Annotated in this window: 19 protein-coding genes; 10 read left to right on the forward strand and 9 right to left on the reverse strand. The window is 62.4% G+C overall.

All coding sequences use genetic code 11. The features are described 5' to 3' along the window. Positions 1-117 precede the first annotated feature (117 nt). Both AC1RQ5_RS04585 and AC1RQ5_RS04590 read left to right on the forward strand, forming a co-directional pair. On the forward strand, positions 118-927 hold the full coding sequence (locus tag AC1RQ5_RS04585) for an NAD-dependent protein deacetylase (RefSeq protein WP_398484178.1): 810 nt from the start codon (positions 118-120) through the stop codon (positions 925-927). A 118-nt stretch (positions 928-1045) separates the two neighbouring features. After that, the gene (locus tag AC1RQ5_RS04590) at positions 1046-2299 is read left to right on the forward strand and encodes an acetyl-CoA C-acetyltransferase (protein WP_493197252.1); all 1254 of its coding nucleotides are present in this window, start codon (positions 1046-1048) and stop codon (positions 2297-2299) included. A gap of 137 nt (positions 2300-2436) precedes the next feature. Here the strand turns inward: AC1RQ5_RS04590 and AC1RQ5_RS04595 are convergent, their stop codons facing one another. Next, a complete protein-coding gene (locus tag AC1RQ5_RS04595; RefSeq protein ID WP_493197254.1) occupies positions 2437-3885 on the reverse strand; it encodes an amidohydrolase family protein in 1449 nt (482 codons plus the stop codon). A gap of 150 nt (positions 3886-4035) precedes the next feature. Here AC1RQ5_RS04595 and AC1RQ5_RS04600 point away from each other — a divergent pair, with 150 nt between their 5' ends. Further along, positions 4036-5628: a gamma-glutamyltransferase family protein gene (locus AC1RQ5_RS04600; RefSeq protein ID WP_493197256.1), complete on the forward strand. Its 1593-nt coding sequence runs from the start codon at positions 4036-4038 to the stop codon at positions 5626-5628. A 93-nt stretch (positions 5629-5721) separates the two neighbouring features. Here AC1RQ5_RS04600 and feoB read toward each other — a convergent pair whose 3' ends face one another. The 3 genes from feoB to AC1RQ5_RS04615 all read right to left on the reverse strand — a co-directional run bounded on the left by feoB (position 5722) and on the right by AC1RQ5_RS04615 (position 9808). Beyond that, positions 5722-7608, reverse strand: a complete 1887-nt coding sequence (gene feoB / locus AC1RQ5_RS04605) for a ferrous iron transport protein B (RefSeq protein WP_493197258.1) — start codon at positions 7606-7608, stop codon at positions 5722-5724. After that, positions 7605-7907, reverse strand: a complete 303-nt coding sequence (locus AC1RQ5_RS04610; protein WP_493197260.1) for a FeoA family protein — start codon at positions 7905-7907, stop codon at positions 7605-7607. The genes feoB and AC1RQ5_RS04610 overlap by 4 nt, the downstream gene beginning before the upstream one ends. A 107-nt stretch (positions 7908-8014) precedes the next feature. Then, positions 8015-9808 (reverse strand): ABC transporter ATP-binding protein, encoded by a 1794-nt coding sequence (locus AC1RQ5_RS04615; RefSeq protein ID WP_493197261.1) that lies wholly within the window; start codon positions 9806-9808, stop codon positions 8015-8017. Positions 9809-9967: 159 nt separating this feature from the next. On the opposite strand from AC1RQ5_RS04615, the gene AC1RQ5_RS04620 reads away from it, so the two are divergent. Beyond that, a complete protein-coding gene (locus AC1RQ5_RS04620; protein WP_493197263.1) occupies positions 9968-11284 on the forward strand; it encodes a TAXI family TRAP transporter solute-binding subunit in 1317 nt (438 codons plus the stop codon). Between the two features lie 70 nt (positions 11285-11354). Next, on the forward strand, positions 11355-12314 hold the full coding sequence (locus AC1RQ5_RS04625; protein WP_398483544.1) for a phospholipase D-like domain-containing protein: 960 nt from the start codon (positions 11355-11357) through the stop codon (positions 12312-12314). A gap of 10 nt (positions 12315-12324) precedes the next feature. Here AC1RQ5_RS04625 and AC1RQ5_RS04630 read toward each other — a convergent pair whose 3' ends face one another. The 5 genes from AC1RQ5_RS04630 to hutI form a co-directional block, all read right to left on the reverse strand. Continuing rightward, positions 12325-12513, reverse strand: coding sequence for a hypothetical protein (locus AC1RQ5_RS04630; RefSeq protein WP_398483542.1), 189 nt, complete (start codon positions 12511-12513; stop codon positions 12325-12327). Further along, positions 12506-13396: a LysR family transcriptional regulator gene (locus AC1RQ5_RS04635; RefSeq protein WP_398483540.1), complete on the reverse strand. Its 891-nt coding sequence runs from the start codon at positions 13394-13396 to the stop codon at positions 12506-12508. The genes AC1RQ5_RS04630 and AC1RQ5_RS04635 overlap by 8 nt, the downstream gene beginning before the upstream one ends. A 159-nt stretch (positions 13397-13555) precedes the next feature. Then, entirely contained in the window at positions 13556-14089 is a 534-nt protein-coding gene (locus AC1RQ5_RS04640; RefSeq protein WP_493197266.1) for a HutD/Ves family protein, read from the reverse strand. Positions 14090-14118: 29 nt separating this feature from the next. After that, complete coding sequence (hutU, locus tag AC1RQ5_RS04645) at positions 14119-15783, reverse strand: urocanate hydratase (protein ID WP_493197268.1); 1665 nt, start codon at positions 15781-15783, stop codon at positions 14119-14121. An 11-nt stretch (positions 15784-15794) separates the two neighbouring features. Next, positions 15795-17018 carry an imidazolonepropionase gene (gene hutI / locus AC1RQ5_RS04650; RefSeq protein WP_493197270.1) on the reverse strand — a complete coding sequence of 408 codons (1224 nt, stop codon included), beginning with the start codon at positions 17016-17018 and terminating at the stop codon, positions 15795-15797. 77 nt (positions 17019-17095) lie between these two features. On the opposite strand from hutI, the gene AC1RQ5_RS04655 reads away from it, so the two are divergent. The 5 genes from AC1RQ5_RS04655 (at position 17096) to AC1RQ5_RS04675 (ending at position 22016) form a co-directional block, all read left to right on the forward strand. Then, positions 17096-18493 carry a formimidoylglutamate deiminase gene (locus tag AC1RQ5_RS04655; protein WP_493197272.1) on the forward strand — a complete coding sequence of 466 codons (1398 nt, stop codon included), beginning with the start codon at positions 17096-17098 and terminating at the stop codon, positions 18491-18493. Beyond that, entirely contained in the window at positions 18494-19249 is a 756-nt protein-coding gene (hutC, locus tag AC1RQ5_RS04660) for a histidine utilization transcriptional repressor HutC (RefSeq protein ID WP_493197274.1), read from the forward strand. Between the two features lie 108 nt (positions 19250-19357). Further along, positions 19358-20302, forward strand: a complete 945-nt coding sequence (locus AC1RQ5_RS04665; protein WP_398483526.1) for an ABC transporter substrate-binding protein — start codon at positions 19358-19360, stop codon at positions 20300-20302. A 158-nt stretch (positions 20303-20460) separates the two neighbouring features. After that, positions 20461-21234 carry an ABC transporter permease gene (locus tag AC1RQ5_RS04670; protein WP_398483524.1) on the forward strand — a complete coding sequence of 258 codons (774 nt, stop codon included), beginning with the start codon at positions 20461-20463 and terminating at the stop codon, positions 21232-21234. Next, positions 21231-22016, forward strand: a complete 786-nt coding sequence (locus AC1RQ5_RS04675; protein ID WP_493197276.1) for an ABC transporter ATP-binding protein — start codon at positions 21231-21233, stop codon at positions 22014-22016. The genes AC1RQ5_RS04670 and AC1RQ5_RS04675 overlap by 4 nt, the downstream gene beginning before the upstream one ends. Positions 22017-22100 lie beyond the last annotated feature (84 nt).

Raw genomic sequence — 22100 nt, forward strand, 5'->3', positions numbered from 1 at the left:
AGATCGTCTAACCCGCAACGGCATGACCGTTTCTTGAATGGAATATGTTACCTGCGGCGAGCATGTCACATATGCAGCGATGCTGGACATTCGATTTTTGTGACATAGATCAACGCCATGATTGAAAAGGGAATTCTCGAAGAATTTGTGACGCGTCACCAGCGTCTGTTCGTGCTGACCGGCGCGGGCTGCAGTACCCATTCAGGTATTCCCGATTACCGTGACAGCGACGGCAACTGGAAACGCACGCCGCCTGTCACATATGACAATTTCATGACACGCGAAGCGACGCGCAAGCGTTACTGGGCGCGCAGCATGATCGGATGGCGTCACTTCGGACAGGCGAAGCCGAATGATGCGCATCGTGCCTTGGCGCGACTGGAGCAAATGGGACGCAGCGAGATTCTGCTGACGCAGAATGTCGATCGCCTGCATCAGAGTGCGGGCAGCGAGCGCGTCATCGATTTGCACGGACGGTTGGATCAGGTGCGCTGCATGGGATGTGGCTTGAAAATGCCGCGCAGCGATTTCCAGCATGAGCTCGGTCATCGCAATGCGGCGTGGCTCGCACTCGATGCGCCGGATGCACCCGATGGCGACGCAGATCTCGAGCATGATGATTTTGCAGCCTTCGATGTACCGTCCTGCATCGTGTGTGCGGGTGTGCTGAAGCCCGATGTCGTGTTCTTCGGCGAGACGGTTCCGCGCGATGTGGTCGATGAGGCGCGCGACCGGCTGGAGGCATCCGATGCCATGCTCGTCGTCGGCTCCTCACTGATGGTCTATTCGGGTTTTCGCTTCGTGCAGGCGGCGGCGAAGAAGGGCATTCCCATCGCGGCGGTCAATCTCGGTCGCACCCGCGCCGATGATCTGCTCACGCTCAAGGTCGAGGCTCGCTGCGAGGCGGCGCTGTCCTTCCTGCTCTGAATTGGGGCGACACCCGCCAAATCTGGCGGGCAAGCATGCCATCGCTGCGCCTTGACTTCATCACGGGCTTGGCCAATCTCGCATCCAGAAAAACACTGTAAAATCTGGAGGAAGACCCATGGCTGACGCATATATCATCGACGCAGTCCGCACCCCGCGCGGGATCGGCAAGGTCGGCAAGGGCGCACTCGCCGAACATCATCCGCAGCATCTCGCCGCCACCGTGCTGAAGGCGATCGCGGAACGCAACAAGCTCAATACCGCCGATGTCGATGACATCATCTGGTCCACCTCCACCCAGCGCGGCAAGCAGGGCGGCGATCTCGGCCGCATGGCGGCCCTCGATGCCGGCTATGACACCAAGGCTTCCGGCACCACCCTCGATCGTTTCTGCGGCGGCGGCATCACGGCCGTGAATTTCGCCGCGGCGCAGATCATGTCGGGCATGGAAGACGTGGTCATCGCCGGCGGCACCGAAATGATGTCGCTCACCGGCGCGATGGCTGCCGAGGATATGGCGGCCGGCAAGCCGCCGCTCGGCATGGGCTCGGGCAACAAGCGCCTCGCCAAGGTGCATCCGCAATCGCATCAGGGCATCTGCGGCGACGCCATCGCCTCGATGGAAGGCTTTACCCGCGAGGAACTCGATGCGCTCGGCCTCGAAAGCCAGCGCCGTGCCGCCATCGCCATCAAGGAAGGCCGCTTCGACAAGAGCATCGTGCCGGTGACCGATGACGACGGAAATGTCGTGCTGGCCAAGGACGAATATCCGCGCCCGGATACCACGGCCGAAGGTCTCGCCGGCTTGAAGCCGGCCTTCACCGCCATGGCCGACTATCCGCTTGACGACAAGGGCACCACCTATCGCAAGCAGATCAACCAGAAATATCCGGATCTGGAGATCAAGCACTTCCATCACGCCGGCAATTCGTCGGGCGTGGTCGATGGCGCCGCGGCACTGCTGCTGACCTCCAAGGCCTATGCCGACAAGCACGGCCTCAAGCCGCGCGCCAAGATCGTGGCGATGGCGAATATCGGCGATGATCCGACGCTGATGCTGAATGCGCCGGTGCCGGCGGCGAAGAAGGTGCTGGAGAAGGCTGGTCTGACCCCGGACGACATCGATCTCTGGGAGATCAATGAGGCGTTTGCGGTGGTGGCGGCGAAGTTCATCCGCGACCTCAAGCTCGATACCAGCAAGGTCAACGTCAATGGCGGCTCGATCGCGCTGGGCCACCCGATCGGTGCCACCGGCGCGATCCTCGTCGGTACGATCCTGGATGAACTTGAGCGTCGTAACCTGAAGCGCGGCCTCGTCACCATGTGCGCCGCCGGTGGCATGGCCCCGGCGATCATCATCGAGCGGGTGTAAGCGCGTCCTGTTTCTGAACTGTCATCGCCCGCGAAAGCGGGCGATCCAGTAAACGCAGGTGGGGCTGATCGAAACGCTATCACTGATGTCTACTGGGTCGTCCGGTCAAGCCGGACGACGACAGTGAGAGCTGAAAGTCACTCATTTGACGGCCACGCCATCGGAAATGACAGTGGCGAGATCTCCGTCAGCTTCCGCCCCGCCCAGTCCAGTCCCGGTGAGCGCTCCTCGGCGCGGATCTGGGCTTCGTGCACGCGCAGCGCCGCAGCCGGATAGTCGAAGGTCTGGACCACGCCGTCCTTCACCACCTGCCTGCCATCCACATAGACATGTCGTACGGCGCGTTCGGCCGCCGCATAAATCATGCTGCGGATGGGGTCGCGATGCGGCTGCATCATCGGATGGGTGACATCGACCATCACCAGATCCGCCTTGCAGCCCGCCTCCAGCCTGCCGATATCGTCGCGGCCGAGCGCCTGGGCGCCGACGGTGGTGGCGGCTTCGAACAGGCCGGTCGAGTTCAGCCCGCGCGGATGGCCGGCCATCAGTCGCGAGGTCATGGTGACGTTGCGCATTTCCTCGATCATGTTGTGCGGATAGGTGTCGGTGCCGATCGCCACCTTGATGCCGGCCTCGCGATAGCGGCCGACATCGCGTAGCGCGACGCCGCGGCGCATGAACACGGTCGGGCAATGCGCCACCGTGGTGCCCGTCTCCGCCAGCAGCGCGAGATCGCGGCGCGTGTGCCAGTGTGCCAGCGGATGCTCATCGACGAAAATGGCATGGCCGACCAGCGAGGTCGGGCCGAGCACGCCGAGTTCACCCAGCCACTGGATGGGGGTCATGCCGTGCCGACGGATCATCTCGAGAAATTCGGGCACCGACTGGGCCGCATGCGTCTGCCATGGAATGCCGCGACGCTTCGCTTCGGCATAACTGTCGCGCATCAAAGCCGGTGTGCAGGTGTCGATCTGCGCCGGGCACATCATGCCGGACAGGCGGCCTGACGGATGGCTTTCGGCGGCATCGATGATGCCGAACGCCTGCAGCATGGCGTCCTCGCCGGCCTTCTCGTTCCATTCGTAATCCACCAATGTGCCATTCGGCGTGAACCAGCGCGCCGAGCGAAACATCGGTGCGAGACATACACGCAGGCCGCTCTCTGCGGCGAGGTCGATCCATTGCGGATGGGCGATGGAGAGGTCGGCAACCGTGGTGACGCCCGACAGCAGCAGTTCCGAATAGGCCACACGCACGCAATCCGGCACGCCCTCCGGATCGGGGCGCAGGATCGGCATGTATTCGTAGAGCGAGGAATTGTAGAGGCCGGGCGAGCCGATCTCGTCGAGAAAGCCCTTGTTCAGCGGCTCGCTGGACGGGTGGGAGTGGATATCGACGAGGCCGGGCATCACCATGAAGCCGCGGCCGTCGATGGTCTCGCCGGCCTCGCCCTGGTAATTGCGCCCGGCGAAAGTGAGCACGCCATCCTCGAAGGCGACATCGCCGCCGGTGACATAAGTGTGATTCTTGCTCGCTGCGTCCCAGGCGACGACATAGTCGGCATTGCGGATGACTGTAATCGACATGTTTATGCTCCCACTTTGGCCGCGACGGTAAGCGGGAGCTGCCATGCGCGGCAAGATCAGCAGATGAGCAACCCCGCCCTTCTATTCGGCAGCTGCAATTGGCGATAGAAGCGGGGGACATTGCAGTGATGTTCGAAGGACGCGTCGCGAATGAACTACCGACATGACGGCCTCTATGCCTCCCGCCGTTCGCCCGTGATGGCGCGCAATGTAGTGGCGGCCTCGCAGCCATTGGCGACGCAGGCCGGCCTGCGCATGCTCGAGCGCGGCGGCAATGCGGTGGACGCGGCGCTGGCGGCGGCGATCGCGCTGACTGTGGTGGAGCCGACCGGCAATGGCATCGGTTCGGACGCCTATTGCATCCTGTGGGACGGCAAGGAGCTGCACGGGCTCAATGCGTCCGGTCGCTCGCCGGCGGGCTGGACGCCGGAGCGCTTTGCCGGCCGCAAGACCTTCCCGCATCGCGGCTGGGAGAGCGTCACGGTGCCGGGCGCCGTATCGGCCTGGGTCGATCTGTCGGAGCGGTTCGGCAAGCTGCCTTTCGCGCAGTTGTTCGGGCCGGCGATTGCCTATGCCGAGAATGGTTTTCACGTCTCGCCGGTCATTGCCGAACTCTGGCGCCGCGGCGCCGAGGAATTGAAGAACCAGCCGGGCTTTGCCGCATGCTTCATGCCGAATGGCCGCGCGCCGGTGGCGGGCGAGCTGTTTCGCGCGCCCGGCCATGCCTATTCGCTGAAGCTGATCGCGGAAACCAAGGGCGAGGCGTTCTATCGCGGCGAACTTGCCAAGCGCATCGCCGATTTCGCGCGCGAGAACGGCGCGGCGATGGACGAAGCCGATCTCGCCGCGCATCGCAATGACTGGTGCGGCACCATCCATCAGGCATTCGGCGACACGGCGCTGCACGAGATCCCACCGAACGGGCAGGGCATCGTGGCGCTGATGGCACTGGGCATCATCCAGGCCGCCGGCATCGACGGTCTCCAGCTCGACAGTGCCGATGCGCTGCATCTGCAGATCGAAGCCGTAAAACTCGCTTTCGCCGATATCTATGCTTACGCGGCCGATCTCGACTACATGCGCGATGTCACCGTCGCGCATCTGCAGAATCCGTCCTATCTCGCCGCGCGCGCCAAACTCATCGATCGCAGCCGCGCGCAGGATTTTGGCGCGGGGGCGCCGAAGACCGGCGGCACGGTGTGCCTCTCCACTGGCGATGCCACGGGCATGATGGTGTCCTACATCCAGTCGAATTATTCCGGCTTCGGCTCCGGCGTTGTGGTGCCGGGCACCGGCATCAGCCTGCAAAATCGCGGCTTCGGCTTCGTGCTGGATGAAGGCCATCCCAATCAGGTCGGCCCGCGGAAGCGGCCGTTCCAGACCATCATTCCCGGCTTCGTCATGCAGGGCGATGCGCCGCTGATGGCCTTCGGCCTGATGGGCGGGCCGATGCAGGCGCAGGGCCATCTGCAGGTGATGCTGCGCATGCAGCTCTGGGGGCAGGATCCGCAGACCGCCGCCGATGCGCCGCGCTGGCGCTATGTCGATGGACTCAAAGTGGCGATCGAGAATGGCATTTCGGATGAGGTGGCGGCGGACCTGAAGGGCCGTGGCCATGTCATCGTCCGCGAGCCGCCGGATTCAGCCTTCGGCTTCGGCGGTGCGCAGTTGGTGCGCCGGATCGAGGGCGGTTATGTCGCTGGCTCCGATCCGCGCAAGGATGGCCACGCGGCGGGGTTTTGATTGTAGGGCGGATGAGCGAAGCGTAATCCGCCGCGGAGTTTCAGCGATGAAGTCGGCCGGCGGATGACGGCTTCGCCTCATCCGCCCTACGGGTCACCCCAATCCCGCAGCGACCGCAATCTTGTACGTGATCAAGCTCGCCAGATAGGCCAGGGCGAACATGTAGAAGAAGGTGACCAGCATCCACTTCGTGCCGCCGGTCTCGCGGCGGATCACCGCCAGCGTGGAGGCGCATTGCGGGGCGAAGACGAACCAGGCGAGGAATGACAGCGCGGTGGCGAGGCTCCATTTGCTGGCCAGCGCCTGGCCGATCGCCTCAGCCGCTTCCTTGCCGCCTTCGATGGCGTAAACGGTGCCCAATGCGCCGACTGCGACTTCGCGGGCCGCCATGCCGGGGATCAAAGCCACGACGATCTGCCAGTTGAAGCCGATCGCGGAGAACAGCGGTTCCAGTGTCTTGCCGATCATTGCTGCGAGGCTGTAGTCGATCGCCGGACCTTCGGCGCCAGCGGGCGGCTGCGGGAAGGTGGCGAGGAACCAGATCAGGATCATCATCGCGAGGATCGTGGTGCCCGCGCGCTGCAGGAACATTTTTGCGCGCGTATAGACGCCGATGCCGATGCTTTTCAGGCGCGGCATTTTGTAGTCGGGCAGTTCGAGCATGAACGGCGCCGGCTGATAGTCGCTGAGCATGAAGAACTTGATGACAAAGGACACGGCCAGTGCGCTGGCGATGCCGATGACATAGAGGCCGAACATCACCAGGCCCTGCAGATTGATCCAGCCTCCGACATCTGTCGCCGGGATGAAGGCGGCGATGATCAGCGTATAGACCGGGATGCGTGCTGAGCAGGTCATCAGCGGCGCGATCAGGATGGTGGTGAGGCGATCACGGCGATTGTCGATCACGCGCGTCGCCATGATGCCGGGAATGGCGCAGGCGAAGCTCGACAGCAGCGGGATGAAGGCGCGGCCGTGCAGGCCGGCGCCACCCATGATGCGGTCCATCAGGAAGGCCGCGCGGGCCATGTAGCCGAAGTCTTCCAGCAGCAGGATGAACAGGAAGATGATGATGATCTGCGGCAGGAACACCAGCACGCTGCCGACGCCGGCGATCAGGCCGTTCTGCAGGAAACTCTGCAGCAGCCCTTCGGGCACAAATTGCGCCACCAGACTGCCAAGCGCGCCGGCGCCATCCGACAGCAGCTCCATCAGCGGAGTGGCCCAGCTGAACACCGCCTGGAACATCACGAACAGGATCACGGCCAGAATGAGCAGCCCGCCGACCGGATGCAGCACCACGGCATCGACGCGCGTGGTCAGCGTGTCCGGCTTGGTCGGCATCGTCACGGTGTCGCGGATGATGCGATCGGCTTCGCGCTGATAGGCCTTCATGTCGGCGATGCTGGTTTGCGTCCATTCTGCAGGTGCAGCCGGTGCCGGCATATTGGCCGCAAATTCGTCGGTGCGCTGACGCAGGGCGTCGACGCCGGCTTTCTTCACCGCGACAGAGGTGATGACGGGCACGCCGAGTGCGGCCGACATGGCCTCGACATCGATGGTGATGCCGCGGCGGGTGGCGATATCGAACATGTTGAGCACGACCAGCAGCGGGCGGCCGGTGCGCTTGAGTTCGAGGATCAGCCGCAGCGTCAGCCGCAGATTGGTGGCGTCCGCAATGCAGAGCACGAGATCCGGCGGCGCTTCGCCCGAGCGTTTGCCGAGCACGACGTCACGGGTGATGATTTCATCGGGGCTGCGGCCGCGCAGCGAATAGGTGCCGGGCAGATCGAGCAGGGTGACCTGACGTCCGGCGGGCGTGACGAAGGCGCCGCTCTTACGCTCGACGGTGACGCCGGCATAGTTCGCGACCTTCTGGCGGCTGCCGGTGAGGGCATTGAACAGCGACGTCTTGCCGCTGTTGGGAACACCGACCAGCGCGAGATTGAAACGTTCGCTGGTCACGTCTGAAATCGTCATTTTACGAGAACTGCCATTTTTACAAGAACAGCCATGGCTTCGCGCCGGCGCACGGCGATCGTGATGTTGTCGACGCGGACTGCGATCGGGTCCTGCTTGATCGCGCCCTGATGCAGGATCTCGACCCGCGCGCCTTCGGTGAAGCCCATTTCAATCAGATACTGTTCGAGCTCATGCGAGGTCTGCCCCGCGGCTTCCGGCTGCAGCGCGACAATGGTGCCGACAAAGCCGCGCGGGGCTTCGCCAAGGCGCATATGGTGATCCGCTGTTGCGGATGAAATACTGTCAGGGATCGTCATGCCGGACCTTGTCGAGCAGCCATCAAGTCAGGTCAAGACATACCGAAGTTTGCATTTAGAACAGTTATAAATAGGGGTGTGTGGCAATTGGCCGGCTCACAATGGTGTCATGACGCGGTGGCGTGTGGCTCGCTTGATGCGCTCTGTTGGCGATGGACAAGCTCTGCATAGAGACCACCGCGTGCGATCAGCTCGTCGTTGGATCCCTGTTCCGCGACGACGCCTTCCTTCAGGACGACGATGGTATCCGCATCACGGATCGTGGACAGACGATGCGCGATCATGATGACGGTGCGTCCCTGCATCAGTCGCTTCAGCGCTTCCATCACCAGCACCTCGGACTCGGTATCGAGCGCTGCGGTGGGCTCGTCGAGGATCATGATCGGGCTGTTGCGCACCACGGCACGGGCGATGCCGATGCGCTGGCGCTGGCCGCCCGACAGGGTGTCGCCGCGTTCGCCGACCATGGAATCGTAGCCATGCGGCATACGGACGATGAATTCATGCGCGTTGGCGATCTTCGCGGCCTCGATGATCTCGTCTTCGGTCGCATCTGGTCTGCCATAGGCGATGTTCTCGCGGATGGTGCCGCGAAACAGCACCGTCTCCTGCAGCACATAGCCGATCTGCGAGCGCAGTGCCGAGAGCTTGTAGTCGGTGACATCGATGCCATCGATCGCAACGCGGCCGGAGCTTGCGTCATAGAAGCGCGGGACAAGGCTGAGCACGGTGGATTTGCCGGAGCCGGTGGGGCCGACGATGCCGACGATCTGGCCGGGCTCGATCTGGAACGTGACGCCGTTCAGGATCGGCGCTTCTTCTTCATAGGCGAAGCTGACATTCTCGAATGTGATCTGCCCCTTGGCGCGCCCGGGATCGATGGCGCCGGGCTTCTCGACGATAATGTCGTCGGCGGCGAGAATTTTCTGGATGCGCTCGAGCGCGACGGTGGTCTGGGCGATGGAGCTTGTCATCGCGGCGAGGTCCTTCACCGGTTTGAAGAACTGCGCGAGATAGGCCAGGTACACGGTGAGTGCGCCCGCCGTCATGGTACCCGCTGTGATCAACGACGTGCCCTTCCAAAGCACGATGGCGGTGCAGAACGCCACGACAATGCCGACTACGGGCGACAGCAGCGATTTCACGCGCCGGGCCTGCATGGCCGCATCGACCGTGGCGTGGCTGGCGGCTTCCAGCCGCGCCAGTTCGAGATCCTGCCGGCCGAAGGCGGTGACCGAGCGCACCGAACCGAGGCCCTGCTGAACGACGGCGACGATCTCGCTCTGCCGCTGCCGCACGGTGCGGGTGACTTCCTTCACGGCCTTCTTCAGATGCATCACGAACACCAGCAGGAAGGGCGTGATGGCGAGCGCGATCAGCGTAAAATCCCAATCGAGCCAGAACATCAGCCCGATCATGAAAATGATGGTGATGAAATCGACCAGGATATCGAGCGTCGAGGACGAGGCGAAATTCTGCAGCGTGGTGACGTCGGTGGTGATGGTGGAGATCAGCGCGCCGCTCTTGGCATGGTCGTAATAGCGCAGCGACAGCCGGTGCAGATGGGCATAGATGCGGATGCGCAGGTCGTTGGCGACCCACTGGCCGACCGAGGTCGAATAGTAATTGTCGATATAGGTGGCGATGGCGCCGACCACGGCGATCAGCAGCGTGGCGATGCCGGCAAACAGGGCGACGCCGAGCGTATGGCGGCCGATGCCATAGTCATGGGCCCAGGCCAGCCAGTCGGGCAGATGGTGGGTTCCAAGTGCGTCGTCCAGCACCAGTTTGAGCGGCCATGGTGCGGCAAGGCTGGCGCCGATCTCCACCAGCATGGCCAGGAAGACAATGGCCAGCCAGCCGCGATAGGGCCGCAGCATCTCGAACACCAGGCGGGTCATGGGAACTTGCCTCCGGAGCGAACATCCCGGGATTCGCAGCCCAGGCCGGGGGAGCTTAACCCTCTTCGGTTAGCGGACCTTAACTGTAGTGGGGTACAGGTCCATTTTTAGACGTCCGAACCGAATGTCTCCTCGCCTTGCGGGCCGAACATGAAGAGCATGACCATTGCATTCCCGTTCTGGGGCCGGGTGCTGCTGCTCGCGGGTCTCGCCGGGCTCGTGCTGGGCGGTTGTCTTCTGGCCTGGCGCTATGTGGAGCGGCCGACCACGCTGACTTTGGCGGTGGGATCGCTCGATGGCGAGGCTGGCCGGACCGCCTCGATCATCGCCAGCCATTTTGCGGACAAGAAATCCTCGATCCGCTTGAACATCGAACGGTTCGACGACGTGGTTGCGTCCGGCAAGGCCTTTGCCGAGGGCAAGGCGGATCTTGCGGTGATCCGCGCCGATGTCGGCGATCTCTCCGCCGCGCGCAGCGTCGCCGTGTTGACCAAGGGCGTCGCCATGCTCCTGGCGCCGCCGGGCTCGCGGATCACCTCCGTGGAAGGACTGCACGGACGCACGGTGGGCGTGGTCGGTGGTGAGGTCAATCACCGGCTCGTCCAGGCGCTGACCAAGCAATATGATCTCACCCGCGACAAGGTGACGTTCAAGGATGTGGCGATCGCCGATGCGCGGCGTGCCATCGAGGCGAAGGAGGTCGGCGCGGTTCTCGTCGTCGTGCCGCTGACGGAGAAATATCTCACTTATGTGCGTGGCCTGTTCAAGGGTGCACCGGTGCTGATTCCGATCGATGCTGCCGGTGCCATCGCCGATGCCGATGGGGCCTATGAAAGCTTCGACATTCCCAAAGGCACATTGCGCGGTGCGCCGCCGGTGCCTGATGACGATGTGACGACCCTGCGCGTCGGCTACTATCTCGTTGCGAACAAGAAGCTGCATTCGGGCATGGTCGCCAATCTCACCGGCATGGTGATCGCGGCCCGTCGCGATCTCGTGGCGTCGCAGCCTCAGCTGTCGGGCGTCGCTGCTGCCAATACGGATCCCGACGCCTATATCCCAGTGCATCCCGGCGCCGCCGCTTACTACAACGGCACCGAACAGAGCTTCATGGATAAATATGGCGACGACATCTATCTCACGCCGATGATTTTGGGTGCATTGGCCTCGGTGCTCGCAGCAGCGTGGCGTTTCCTCGGCATTCGCACGCCCGATCACCGCAGTGTCGCACTCACCTCGGTCGATGCCATTCGGCGTAGGATCAGGGAGGCAAGCAGCGAGGCCGAGTTGGGGGCGATCGAGGACGAGATCGACGAGCTGCTCAACCTGCATCTGGCCGCTGCTATTCGCGGCGACGACAACGCGCTGGATGCGCCAACCTTGCTGTCAGCGGCGCAGCGCCTCGACAATCTGATCCATCATCGACGCGCCGCGTTCGCGAGCGGCCACTTCACGCCGGAGCCGGTTCAAGGTTAAACATGCAAGACACCTCGTTCCCGTCACAGTCAGGTTGCGCCCGTTTCCCTCATTCTGCGAGCGTTCGTTCATGTCGCACACACTGATCGTATTTCCGGACGACACCGCCCAGGCGATCGTCGAACCGCTGCGGGCTGCCAGGCGCAGCATCAATATCCGCATGTTCCTGTTCACCGATCCGACGCTGCTGGATGAGGTGATCGCGGCGAAGAAACGCGGCGTTCATGTGCGGGTGATGCTCAATCCGGCGCGGCGCAGCGGCGAAAGCGAGAATGACGAGACCGCGGCGGCATTGGCGGCGGCAGGGGTCGAGGTGCGCGACAGCAATCCGGCTTTCGCGCTGACCCATCAGAAGTCGATGGTGATCGACGATGGGCTCGGCTTCGTGGAGTCGCTTAACTGGGAAACCCGCGATCTCACCGAGACGCGCGACTATGCAGTGACGACCACCAACAAGCTCGAAATCTCCGAGATGGTGGATTGCTTCGATGCCGACTGGGCCAAGCAGGATTTTGAGCCCCATCCGGACTCGCAATTGATCTGGTGCCCCAACAATGGCCGCGAGCGGATTGGTGCATTTATCGATGCGGCCGAGGAGTCGCTGTTCATCCAGAACGAGCGCTATCAGGACACGGACATCATCGAGCGGCTGGTGCGGGCGGTGACGCGCGGTGTCAGCGTCCACATCATGGCGCGGCAGCCGCACAAGCTGAAGAAGAACAAGCTGATCGAGGGGATCGGTGGCCTGCGCATCATGCATGATGTCGGCGCCAAGGTGCACCGGCTCAATGACATGAAACTGCACGGCAAGATGCTGCTGGCGGATGAGGAGCGCGCCATCGTCGGTTCGATCAATCTGACCCCGGGCAGTTTTGACGATCGCCGCGAACTGGCGATCGAAACCGATTCACATCACGTGGTGAAGCGCCTCGTGCATACCGCACGGCATGACTGGGACCATTCCCGCAAGCTCGACCTGTCCGACGAGGCGGTGAAGGCGGATCTCGAGAAGCACGGCATCCGGCAATAGCCGGGATTACTCAGCCGCGATTCGGATAAGTCGGTGGCCGACGCCGGCGTGGCGGCGGTGGCGGGCGTACTTGCGCGCGACGGGCATATTCCGTCGCGAGATTGAGCAGCCGCTCCTTGATGGCGGGATCGTCCACCTCGCGCGCGAGTTTCTCGCAGCGCTCGGCCTGCTCGCGAAAATAGGCGGCCTCGTCAGGCAACTTTCGGGGTTTCCTTGTGCGTGTCCTTGGGCGCCGAGTGATACATGAACAGCTCGGACAGCTGGTTCTTCAGCTCCAATACACGGCCGGAACTCAAGCCTTGCCGGATACAGAGCAGGTTCTTGATGGTTGGCAGTTCAGGTAAATAATATTCCTTCGCCCAAACCAGCCCGCTCGGGATCATCCGGCTTGGCATGGCGGTAAGGCCGATGCCGGCTTCGACAGCCGATCGCTTGGCGTCGTAGTCCTGGCTGCTGAAGGCGATCCGGTATGACAGGCCGTGGCGCGTCAGCGTGTTGATCATCCAGTCGTCATTGGCCCAGGTGACGATGGGAATCGGCGCGCCGGGGCTGAGCACGAAACTGTTCGATCGCACCCAGATCAGGCGGTCCTCGTATTCATCGACGATCAGCGTTGCGAGATCGGAATCGACATCGCCACGCCGGTAGAAGCATCCGATGTCGATATGGCCTTCGGTCAAGGCGGTGGAAATTTCGGCCGAGGTTCCGGCCTGGATGAGCACGTCGCTCAATCCGTGCGGCGTATGCTGCACGAACTGCCTGCTGAGCAGTGAACTCAGTCCAAGTCGCAGGCGACCTGTGTTGCTGTCGGCGCCGCCGAGCGCGAGCACCTGATCATTGGCTTCGATGATCTTGCGCGCCTGTGCGAGCACCAGCTTGCCGAGATCAGTCGGGCAGCTGCCATTCGGCGTCTTGCTGAACAGCGAGCCTCCGACAATTTGTTCGAGGCGTTTGATCTGCGAGCTCACTGCAGGCTGGCTCAAGCCGAGCTGATCGGCAGCCTTGGTCAGGCTGCCAACTTCAGAGATCGCAACAACCGTACGCACGATTTCGATAGGAATGTTGTGATGTCTGCGATGCATCGAATCCTCGCCTCACCGTTGTGTTTCAACCAAGAGTGAGTGTTGCAGTGATTCCCCGCTAATCAAATATCCGTAATTAGTATATGTTATATATTTGATCTTTATGGCATTTCTTCAATTGATGGGGTCATCAGAATCGATGCCCGAATTCGGAGATAGTTACCGGAACTGAATCGCGATAACCTGCGTTGCCTCGTTCGCTTTCAGCGTGAGCTTCGGTGTTGATGTATCAACGATGACGGCGTCACGCGCGCCAAGAAGTACAGCGGGCGCGGGAGCAACGACTTCGATCTCACCTTGCTCGACCACAAAAATCGTTTGTGCAGAAATCATAAAATCCTGACTCTGCGTGAACTTGATGCGCCGCACATCGTGCGTGCCGGCCGTGCGACGGCTCATCACGTTGAGATCGACGATCGGTCCTTCGACCAATCTGGCTGACGTTGGTTGATCGCCGGGGAAGGCGTGCATCGTCTCGCGATCAATGCGCACATCGGCCTGGCCGGCGACCGACAGGTCGATGCCGTTGCCTTCAAGTACCAGCAGCGTGCGATCAATTGCGGCAAAAGACGAAAACGGTCCATCGCTCGCCACCTGCGCCATACTGACACGCCAAACGAAATCATCCAGTTTCGCATCCGCCGGATGGATCGCGATCTCCGTCGTGGACCCCATGCCGTTCTTCCACGGCATGGTCTTGTAATCCGTCGCGCGAAGAATTTTCACGGCAGTGATGGAAGATTGAGGCCGTGTTCCCTGGCGCAATCGATCGCGATGTCGTAGCCGGCATCGGCATGCCGCATCACGCCCGTCGCCGGATCATTCCACAACACGCGCTCAAGGCGCTTGGCCGCTTCCGGCGTGCCATCGGCGACGATCACCATGCCGGAATGCTGCGAGAAGCCCATGCCGACGCCACCGCCATGATGCAGCGACACCCAGGTTGCGCCGGATGCGCAATTCAGCAGCGCATTGAGCAGCGGCCAGTCGGAGACCGCGTCGGAGCCGTCCTTCATGGCCTCGGTCTCGCGGTTCGGGCTGGCGACCGAACCGGAATCGAGATGATCGCGGCCGATCACGATCGGCGCCTTGAGTTCGCCCGATGCGACCATCTCGTTGAAAGCGAGGCCGAGACGATGACGATCACCGAGGCCGACCCAGCAGATGCGTGCGGGCAGGCCCTGGAACTGGATGCGCTCGCGCGCCATGTCGAGCCAGTTCACCAGCGCCTTGTTGTGCCCGAGGATCTCTTTGACCTTGGCGTCGGTCTTGTAGATGTCCTCGGGATCGCCGGACAGCGCAGCCCAGCGGAACGGGCCGATGCCGCGGCAGAACAGCGGGCGGATGTAGGCGGGCACGAAGCCCGGGAAGTCGAAGGCATTGTCGACGCCTTCTTCCTTGGCCATCTGGCGGATGTTGTTGCCGTAATCGACGGTGGGCACGCCCATCTTGTGGAAGTCGAGCATGGCGCGGACATGCTCGCTCATCGATTTGCGCGAGGCCTTTTCGACGGCCGCAGGATCGCTGTTGCGCTTGGCTTCCCATTCCGCCAGCGTCCAGCCTTTCGGCAGATAGCCGTTGACCGGATCATGCGCCGAGGTCTGGTCGGTGACGATATCCGGCTTGATGCCGCGGCGGACCAGTTCGGGGAAAATATCGGCGGCATTGCCGAGCACCGCAACCGAGATGGCCTTCTTGTCCTGCTTCGCCTTGTCGATGATGGCGAGCGCGTCGTCGAGATCCTTGGCCTGGACGTCCACATAGCCGCTCTTCAGCCGCATCTCGATGCGGCTTGGCTGACACTCGACCGCGAGGCACGAAGCGCCGGCCATGGTGGCGGCGAGCGTCTGCGCGCCACCCATGCCGCCGAGGCCGGCGGTGAGAATCCAGCGGCCGGAGAGGTCGCCATTGTAATGCTGGCGGCCGGCTTCCACGAAAGTCTCGTAGGTGCCCTGCACGATGCCCTGCGAGCCGATATAGATCCACGAGCCCGCGGTCATCTGGCCGTACATCATCAGGCCCTTGCGATCGAGCTCGTTGAAGTGCTCCCAATTGGCCCAGCGCGGCACGAGATTCGAATTCGCGATCAGCACGCGTGGCGCATCCGCATGCGTCTTGAACACGCCGACCGGCTTGCCGGACTGCACCAGCAGCGTCTCGTCATTGTTGAGATTGCGCAGCGACGCGGCGATCTGGTCGAAGGCTTCCCAGCTGCGCGCAGCGCGGCCGATGCCACCATAGACGACGAGTTCGTTCGGATTTTCGGCGACTTCCGGATCGAGATTGTTCATCAGCATGCGCAACGGCGCTTCGGTCAACCAGTCCTTGGCCGAAAGCTCGGTGCCGCGCGGGCTGCGCACGATGCGCGAATTTTTGCTGCGATCCATGATGGCGGTCCTTATTGCGTGAAGGTGGTCCGGCCGTGCCGGATGCGCGCGTGAAGCGGATTGAAGCCGACGCGATAGACGAGTTCGGCGGGCGTCTCGATGTCCCAGATCGCGAGATCGCAGAATTTGCCGGTTTCCAGCGTGCCGACGTCATCGAGCTTGCCGAGCGCGCGTGCGGCCTGCCGCGTCACGCCGAGCAGGCATTCGTCCACGGTCATGCGGAATAAAGTTGCGCCCATATTCATGGTGAGCAGCAGCGAGGTCAGCGGCGAGGTGCCGGGATTGCTGTCGGTGCCGAGTGCCAGATGCGTGCCGTGCTTGCGGAACAGCGCGATCGGCGGCGCCTGCGTCTCGCGCAGGGTGTAATAAGCGCCGGGCAGCACCACCGCGACGGTGCCGGCCTTGGTCAGCGCGATGACGCCGTCTTCATCGGTGTGTTCGAGATGATCGGCAGACAGCGCGCCATAGTCCGCAGCGAGTTTCGCGCCGTGCAGGTTCGAGAGCTGGTCGGCATGCAGCTTCACCGACAGGCCATATGTCCTGGCGGCATCGAACAGCCGCGCCGTCTGCGCCGGCGAGAAAGCGATCCCTTCGCAGAAGGCATCGACGGCATCGGCGAGCTTCAGCTCGGCGACGGCGGGCAGTGTGTCGCGGATCACGCCATCGATATAGGCGTCCTTGTCGCCTTTGGCTTCCGGCGGCATTGCATGAGCGGCGAGAAACGAGGTGATGACCGTGACATCGCGCTCGTGGCCGATCTGGCGCGCTGCCTTCAGGCAGCGGATCTCGGTGTCCTTGTCGAGGCCGTAGCCGGACTTGATCTCCACGGTGGTGACGCCTTCGGCGATCAGATGATCGAGGCGCTTCAATCCGCTGGCGACCAGCTGCGCTTCGCTGGCCGCGCGCGTCGATGTCATGCTGGAGGCGATACCGCCGCCGGCGCGCGAAATCTCTTCATAGGTCGCGCCTTCCAGCCGCATCGCAAATTCATTCGCGCGGTGGCCGCCATAGACGAGATGGGTGTGGCAATCGACGAGGCCCGGTGTGATCCAGCGGCCACCGCAATCGATGCGCTGGGCAGCGTCAGTGCCAGCCGGCAGGTCGGACGCTGCGCCGACAAAGGCGATGCGGCCATTTTTCGCTGCGATGCACCCGGTCTCGATCGTACCGAGGCCGGGCTGGCCTTCGCTCATTGTGGCGAGGCGGGCATTGGTCCAGAGAGTGTCGAAGGTCATGAAGCGGTGCCGCTCATTTGGGACGTTCTATGTCTATACATAATCAGCGCCCTCGCTTATTGTCGAGCGTCTTTTGAATGCAACGGACCAACGCCATGCACACGGCAAGTGCTGCAACAAAGCTGTTCTTCGCGCATGCGCTGCTCCCCGGCGGCTGGGCGCGCGACGTCATTCTGACGATCGAGAATGGCGTGATCGCGGCCGTTGCCGACAATTCGAGCAGCGCTGGCGCGGAAATCATCAAGGGCGTTGCGCTGCCGGGAATGCCCAATCTGCACAGCCATGCGTTCCAGCGGGCGATGGCCGGGCTCACCGAATTGCGTGGCGAGACGCAGGACAGTTTCTGGACCTGGCGGCAATTGATGTATCGTTTCATCGATACGCTGACGCCGGATGATGTCGAAGCCATCGCCGCTTATGCCTATGCCGAGATGCTGGAAGGCGGCTTCACCTCGGTGGCCGAGTTTCACTATCTGCATCATGATGCAAGCGGCGCGCCCTATGGCGACCTCGCCGAACTGGCATCGCGCATTGCCAGTGCCTGTGTCGAGACCGGGATCGGCCTGACCCTGTTGCCGGTGTTCTATAATTTCAGCGGCTTCGGTGGCGCTGCGCCCGTTCATGGTCAGCGCCGCTTCATCAATGATCCCGCGCGCTTTCTCTCTTTGCTGGAGCGCTCGCGCGAGGTTATCAAGCCGGTCGCAGATGCAGCCATCGGCATCGCGCCGCATTCATTGCGGGCGGTCACGCCGGAGAGCCTCGGTGAGGTGCTGAAAGCCGTCCCGGCCGGTCCGATCCATATGCATATCGCCGAACAGGTGAAGGAGGTCGAGGACTGCATCGCCTGGTGCGGCCAGCGCCCGGTCTCTTGGCTGCTTGATCATGTGGATGTGAATCAACGCTGGGTCCTGGTTCATGCCACGCATCTGACGCCGGAAGAGACGGCGGGTATTGCCAGATCAGGCGCCGTTGTCGGTCTGTGCCCACTGACGGAAGCCAATCTCGGGGACGGCATTTTCGAAGGTCCGCGGCTCATCGAGGCGGGTGGTGTGTTCGGTGTCGGCTCCGATTCCAATATCGAGATCTCGGCGTTCGGTGAGCTGAAGCAATTCGAATACAGCCAGCGTCTGCTGCATCGCGTCCGCAACGCGGTCTCGCGCCATGCCGGCGAATCCACCGGCCGCGCGCTCTACGAGCATGCGCTGGCTGGCGGCGCGAAGGCCTCCGGCCGCGCCATCGGCGCGCTCGCGGTCGGCCAGCGTGCTGATATCGTCGTGCTCGATGATGCCCATCCCGATCTCTGCGGTGTGAGCGGAGATCGCTGGCTCGATGCGACCGCTTTCGTTGCCGGGAAGTCCGCGATTTCCAGCGTGTATGTCGGTGGCAAGCAAGTTGTCGAAGGCGGGCGCCATCTCAAGCGCTCCGGTATTACCGAGCGCTATCGTCGTGTCGTCCAGCGACTGGCGAGTCTCTAGATGGCGACAGTAAGGGCCACAAAAGCATCGAATGGCAAGGCCGCGCCACAGGCGCTGTATCAGCGCATTCGTGCCGATCTCGAAGACAAGATCCTGTCGGGTCGCTGGCCGCCCGGCTATCGCATCCCGTTCGAGCATGAGCTGGTCGAGACCTATCAATGTTCGCGGATGACGGTGAACAAGGTGCTATCGGGCCTTGCGGCGGCCGGTGTGATCGAGCGCAAGCGCCGTGTCGGCAGCTTTGTCGCCAAGCCGGTGGTGCAATCCGCGGTGCTGCATATTCCCGATATCCAGGCCGAGATCGCAAAGCGCGGCGAGGCTTATGGCTATGAGTTGCTGGTGCGCAAGCGGCGCAAGGCGACGAAGGACGATCTCGAGCGCCTCGGCACCGATCGCAGCTGCGACGTGCTCGCGCTGAACTGCCGTCATATCGCCAAGGGCCGTCCCTTTGCCTATGAGGAGCGGTTGATCAATCTCGACGTGGTGCCGCCTGCGGCGACCATCGATTTTGCGCATGTGCCGCCGGGCACGTGGCTGCTTGGTCACGTGCCATGGAACGAGGCGGAGCATCAGATCACCGCATGTCTCGCCGACGACGATGTACGGTCTGCGTTGGTGCTGAAGAAGCCGGCCGCCTGTCTCGTGGTCGAGCGTCGCACCTGGCGCAAGAGCAGGATCATTACTTCTGTACGCGTCACCTATCCGAACGATCTCTATCGGCTCACCGCGCGTTTCACGCCTGCGGGGCGGGTCTGATGGCGTGCAGTATGAACCTTCTGTCGCAGGGGCGGCGCATAAATTGACTCTGGCAATCCGCCATGTTGCCATGCAGTATTATTCTAAACTGGCTGAGGAGAGTGCGTTATGAAGTTGATTGGAGCATCCGTCGCCGCCATGCTCGCGGCTCTTGTCGCAACACCTGCTGCGGCGCAGACCAAAGTGACGATCGCGATTTCCGGCTGGACCGGTTTCGCGCCGCTGACGCTGGCGAAGGAAGCCGGCATCTTCGCGAAGAACGGCCTCGACGTCACCATCAAGAAGGTGCCGCAGGCGAGCCGTCACCTCGCCATCGCGTCGGGCGATGTGCAATGCGCCGCGACCACGGTGGAAACCTGGATTGTCTGGAACGCCAATGGCGTGCCGACCACGCAGCTGTTCCAGCTCGACAAGTCCTATGGCGCTGACGGCATGGCCGTGCGCTCCGCGACGGGCTCGATCAAGGACCTGAAGGGCAAGACCGTCGCCGCTTCGGCACCGGGCACCGCGCCCTATTTCACGCTCGCCTGGTTCCTGAAGAAGAACGGTCTCAGCGTGAAGGATGTCTCGGTCGTCAACATGGAGCCGGGTCCCGCAGCGCAGGCCTTCATCGCCGGCCAGAACGATGCGGCCATGACCTATGAGCCGTATCTGTCCGCGGTTCGCGAGAAGCCGGAAGCCGGCAAGATCATCGCGACCACGCTGGATTATCCGATGATCATGGATACGTTCGGCTGCGCGCCGAAATTCATTTCGGAGAATCCGGACGCGGTGAAGGCGCTGGCCAAGAGCTATTTCGAGGCGGTTGCGATGATCAAGTCCGATCAGGCCAAGTCCTATGAAATCATGGGCGCCGATGTGAAGCAGACGGGCGAGAAGTTCGGCGCTTCTGCGCAGTATCTGCGTTGGCAGGATCAGGAGGCGAACAAGAAGTTCTTCGCGGGTGAACATGCTGCCTTCTCGAAGGAAGCTGCCGATCTGCTGCTCGAAATCGGCGTGATCAAGCAGTTGCCCGATATGACGAAGCTCGCAGATCCAAGCTTCATCCAGTAAACGGACACATCACTCACAACCGTCATTGCGAGCCCTGCAAAATTGGCTTCGCCAATTTTGCTTCGGCGAAGCAATCCAGTCTTTCTTTGTCACAAGAACTGGATTGCTTCGTCGCAAGAGCTCCTCGCAATGACGACCACGGGCATCGCATATTGATCATGAAGCCACTCGCCCCCATCTCATCATCTGCGCGCGTGGTGCTTGGCATCTCGTTCTTCGTGTTGTTCGTCGCGGGCTGGTCCTATGCGACCTTCGGCGGCTTCGTATCGAAGACGTTTCTGGCCAATCCGCTGACCATGCTCGAGGATGGCTGGTTCCTGCTCACCAAGCAGAACTTCCTGTTCGACATCGGCATGACGATCTGGCGCGTCGTCGGCGGGTTCGTGCTCGCCGCGCTTGTCGCCGTGCCGCTCGGCATCCTGATGGGCGCCTACAAGCCGGTCGAGGCTTTCCTTGAGCCGTTCGTATCCTTCGCGCGCTATCTGCCGGCATCGGCCTTCATTCCGCTGCTGATCCTGTGGGCCGGCATCGGCGAAATGCAGAAGCTGCTGGTGATTTTCATTGGCTCGGTCTTCCAGCTGATCCTGATGGTGGCCGTCGCCGTCGGCAGCGTACGTCGTGATCTGGTCGAGGCCTCGCTGACGCTGGGGGCAAAAGATGACGGCGTGTTGCGCCGTGTGCTCATCCCGTCGGCCGCGCCCGAGATCGCCGAGATCCTGCGCCTCGTGCTCGGCTGGGCCTGGACCTATGTGATCGTCGCCGAACTGATCGGTTCGTCGTCGGGCATCGGCCATATGATCATCGACAGCCAGGCGCTGCTCGCCACCGGCCAGATCATCTTCGGCATCATCGTGATCGGCATCATCGGCCTGATCTCGGACTACGCCTTCAAGGCTGCGAACAAGCGCCTGTTCCCGTGGAGCATCATTTGAGCAAGCTCATCGTCGAGAACGTCTCGCGCGTTTTCCCGGCCGTTCGCGGCGGCACGCCCACGCGTGCGCTGGAGCCGACCAATCTCAACGTCGCCGACAATGACTTCGTCACCATCCTGGGCCCGTCGGGCTGCGGAAAATCCACGCTGCTGCGCATGGTGGCCGGCCTGGACACGCCGACCACCGGTCGCATCCTGCTCGATGGCAAGGCCATCACGGGCCCCGGCGCCGATCGTGGCATGGTGTTCCAGTCCTACACGCTGTTTCCCTGGCTGACGGTTGCGGAGAACATTGCCTTCGGCCTGCGCGAACGCGGCATCTCCCAGAAGGAGCGCAGCAATATCGCGCGCGAATGGCTGGACAAGGTCGGCCTCACCAGCTTCGCCAATCATTTCCCCAAGCAGCTTTCCGGCGGCATGCAGCAGCGCACGGCGATCGCACGCGCTTTGGCCAACGATCCAAAGATCCTGCTGCTCGACGAACCATTCGGTGCGCTCGACAATCAGACGCGTGCGCTGATGCAGGAATTGCTGCTCGGTATCTGGGAGCGCGAGCGCAAGACCGTGATCTTCGTCACCCACGATATCGAGGAAGCGATCTTCCTTGCCTCGCGTGTGGTGGTGATGTCGGCGCGTCCCGGCCGTATCAAGGCCGATATCCCGGTCGATTTGCCGCATCCCCGGCACTACACAATCAAGACCAGCCCGGCGTTTTCGGATCTCAAAGCGCGTCTCACCGAAGAAATTCGCGTCGAAGCTGTGCTCGCAGCGGAAGTACATTAAGGCCGATCTCACCTTCGCGAAGCGGAGATTGGCGCCTTGCCTCACCCAAATGGGTGAAGGCCTTGCGAGAAAAATCCCGCACGG

The sequence above is a fragment of the Tardiphaga sp. GW821-FHT12E02 genome, assembly GCF_058807155.1.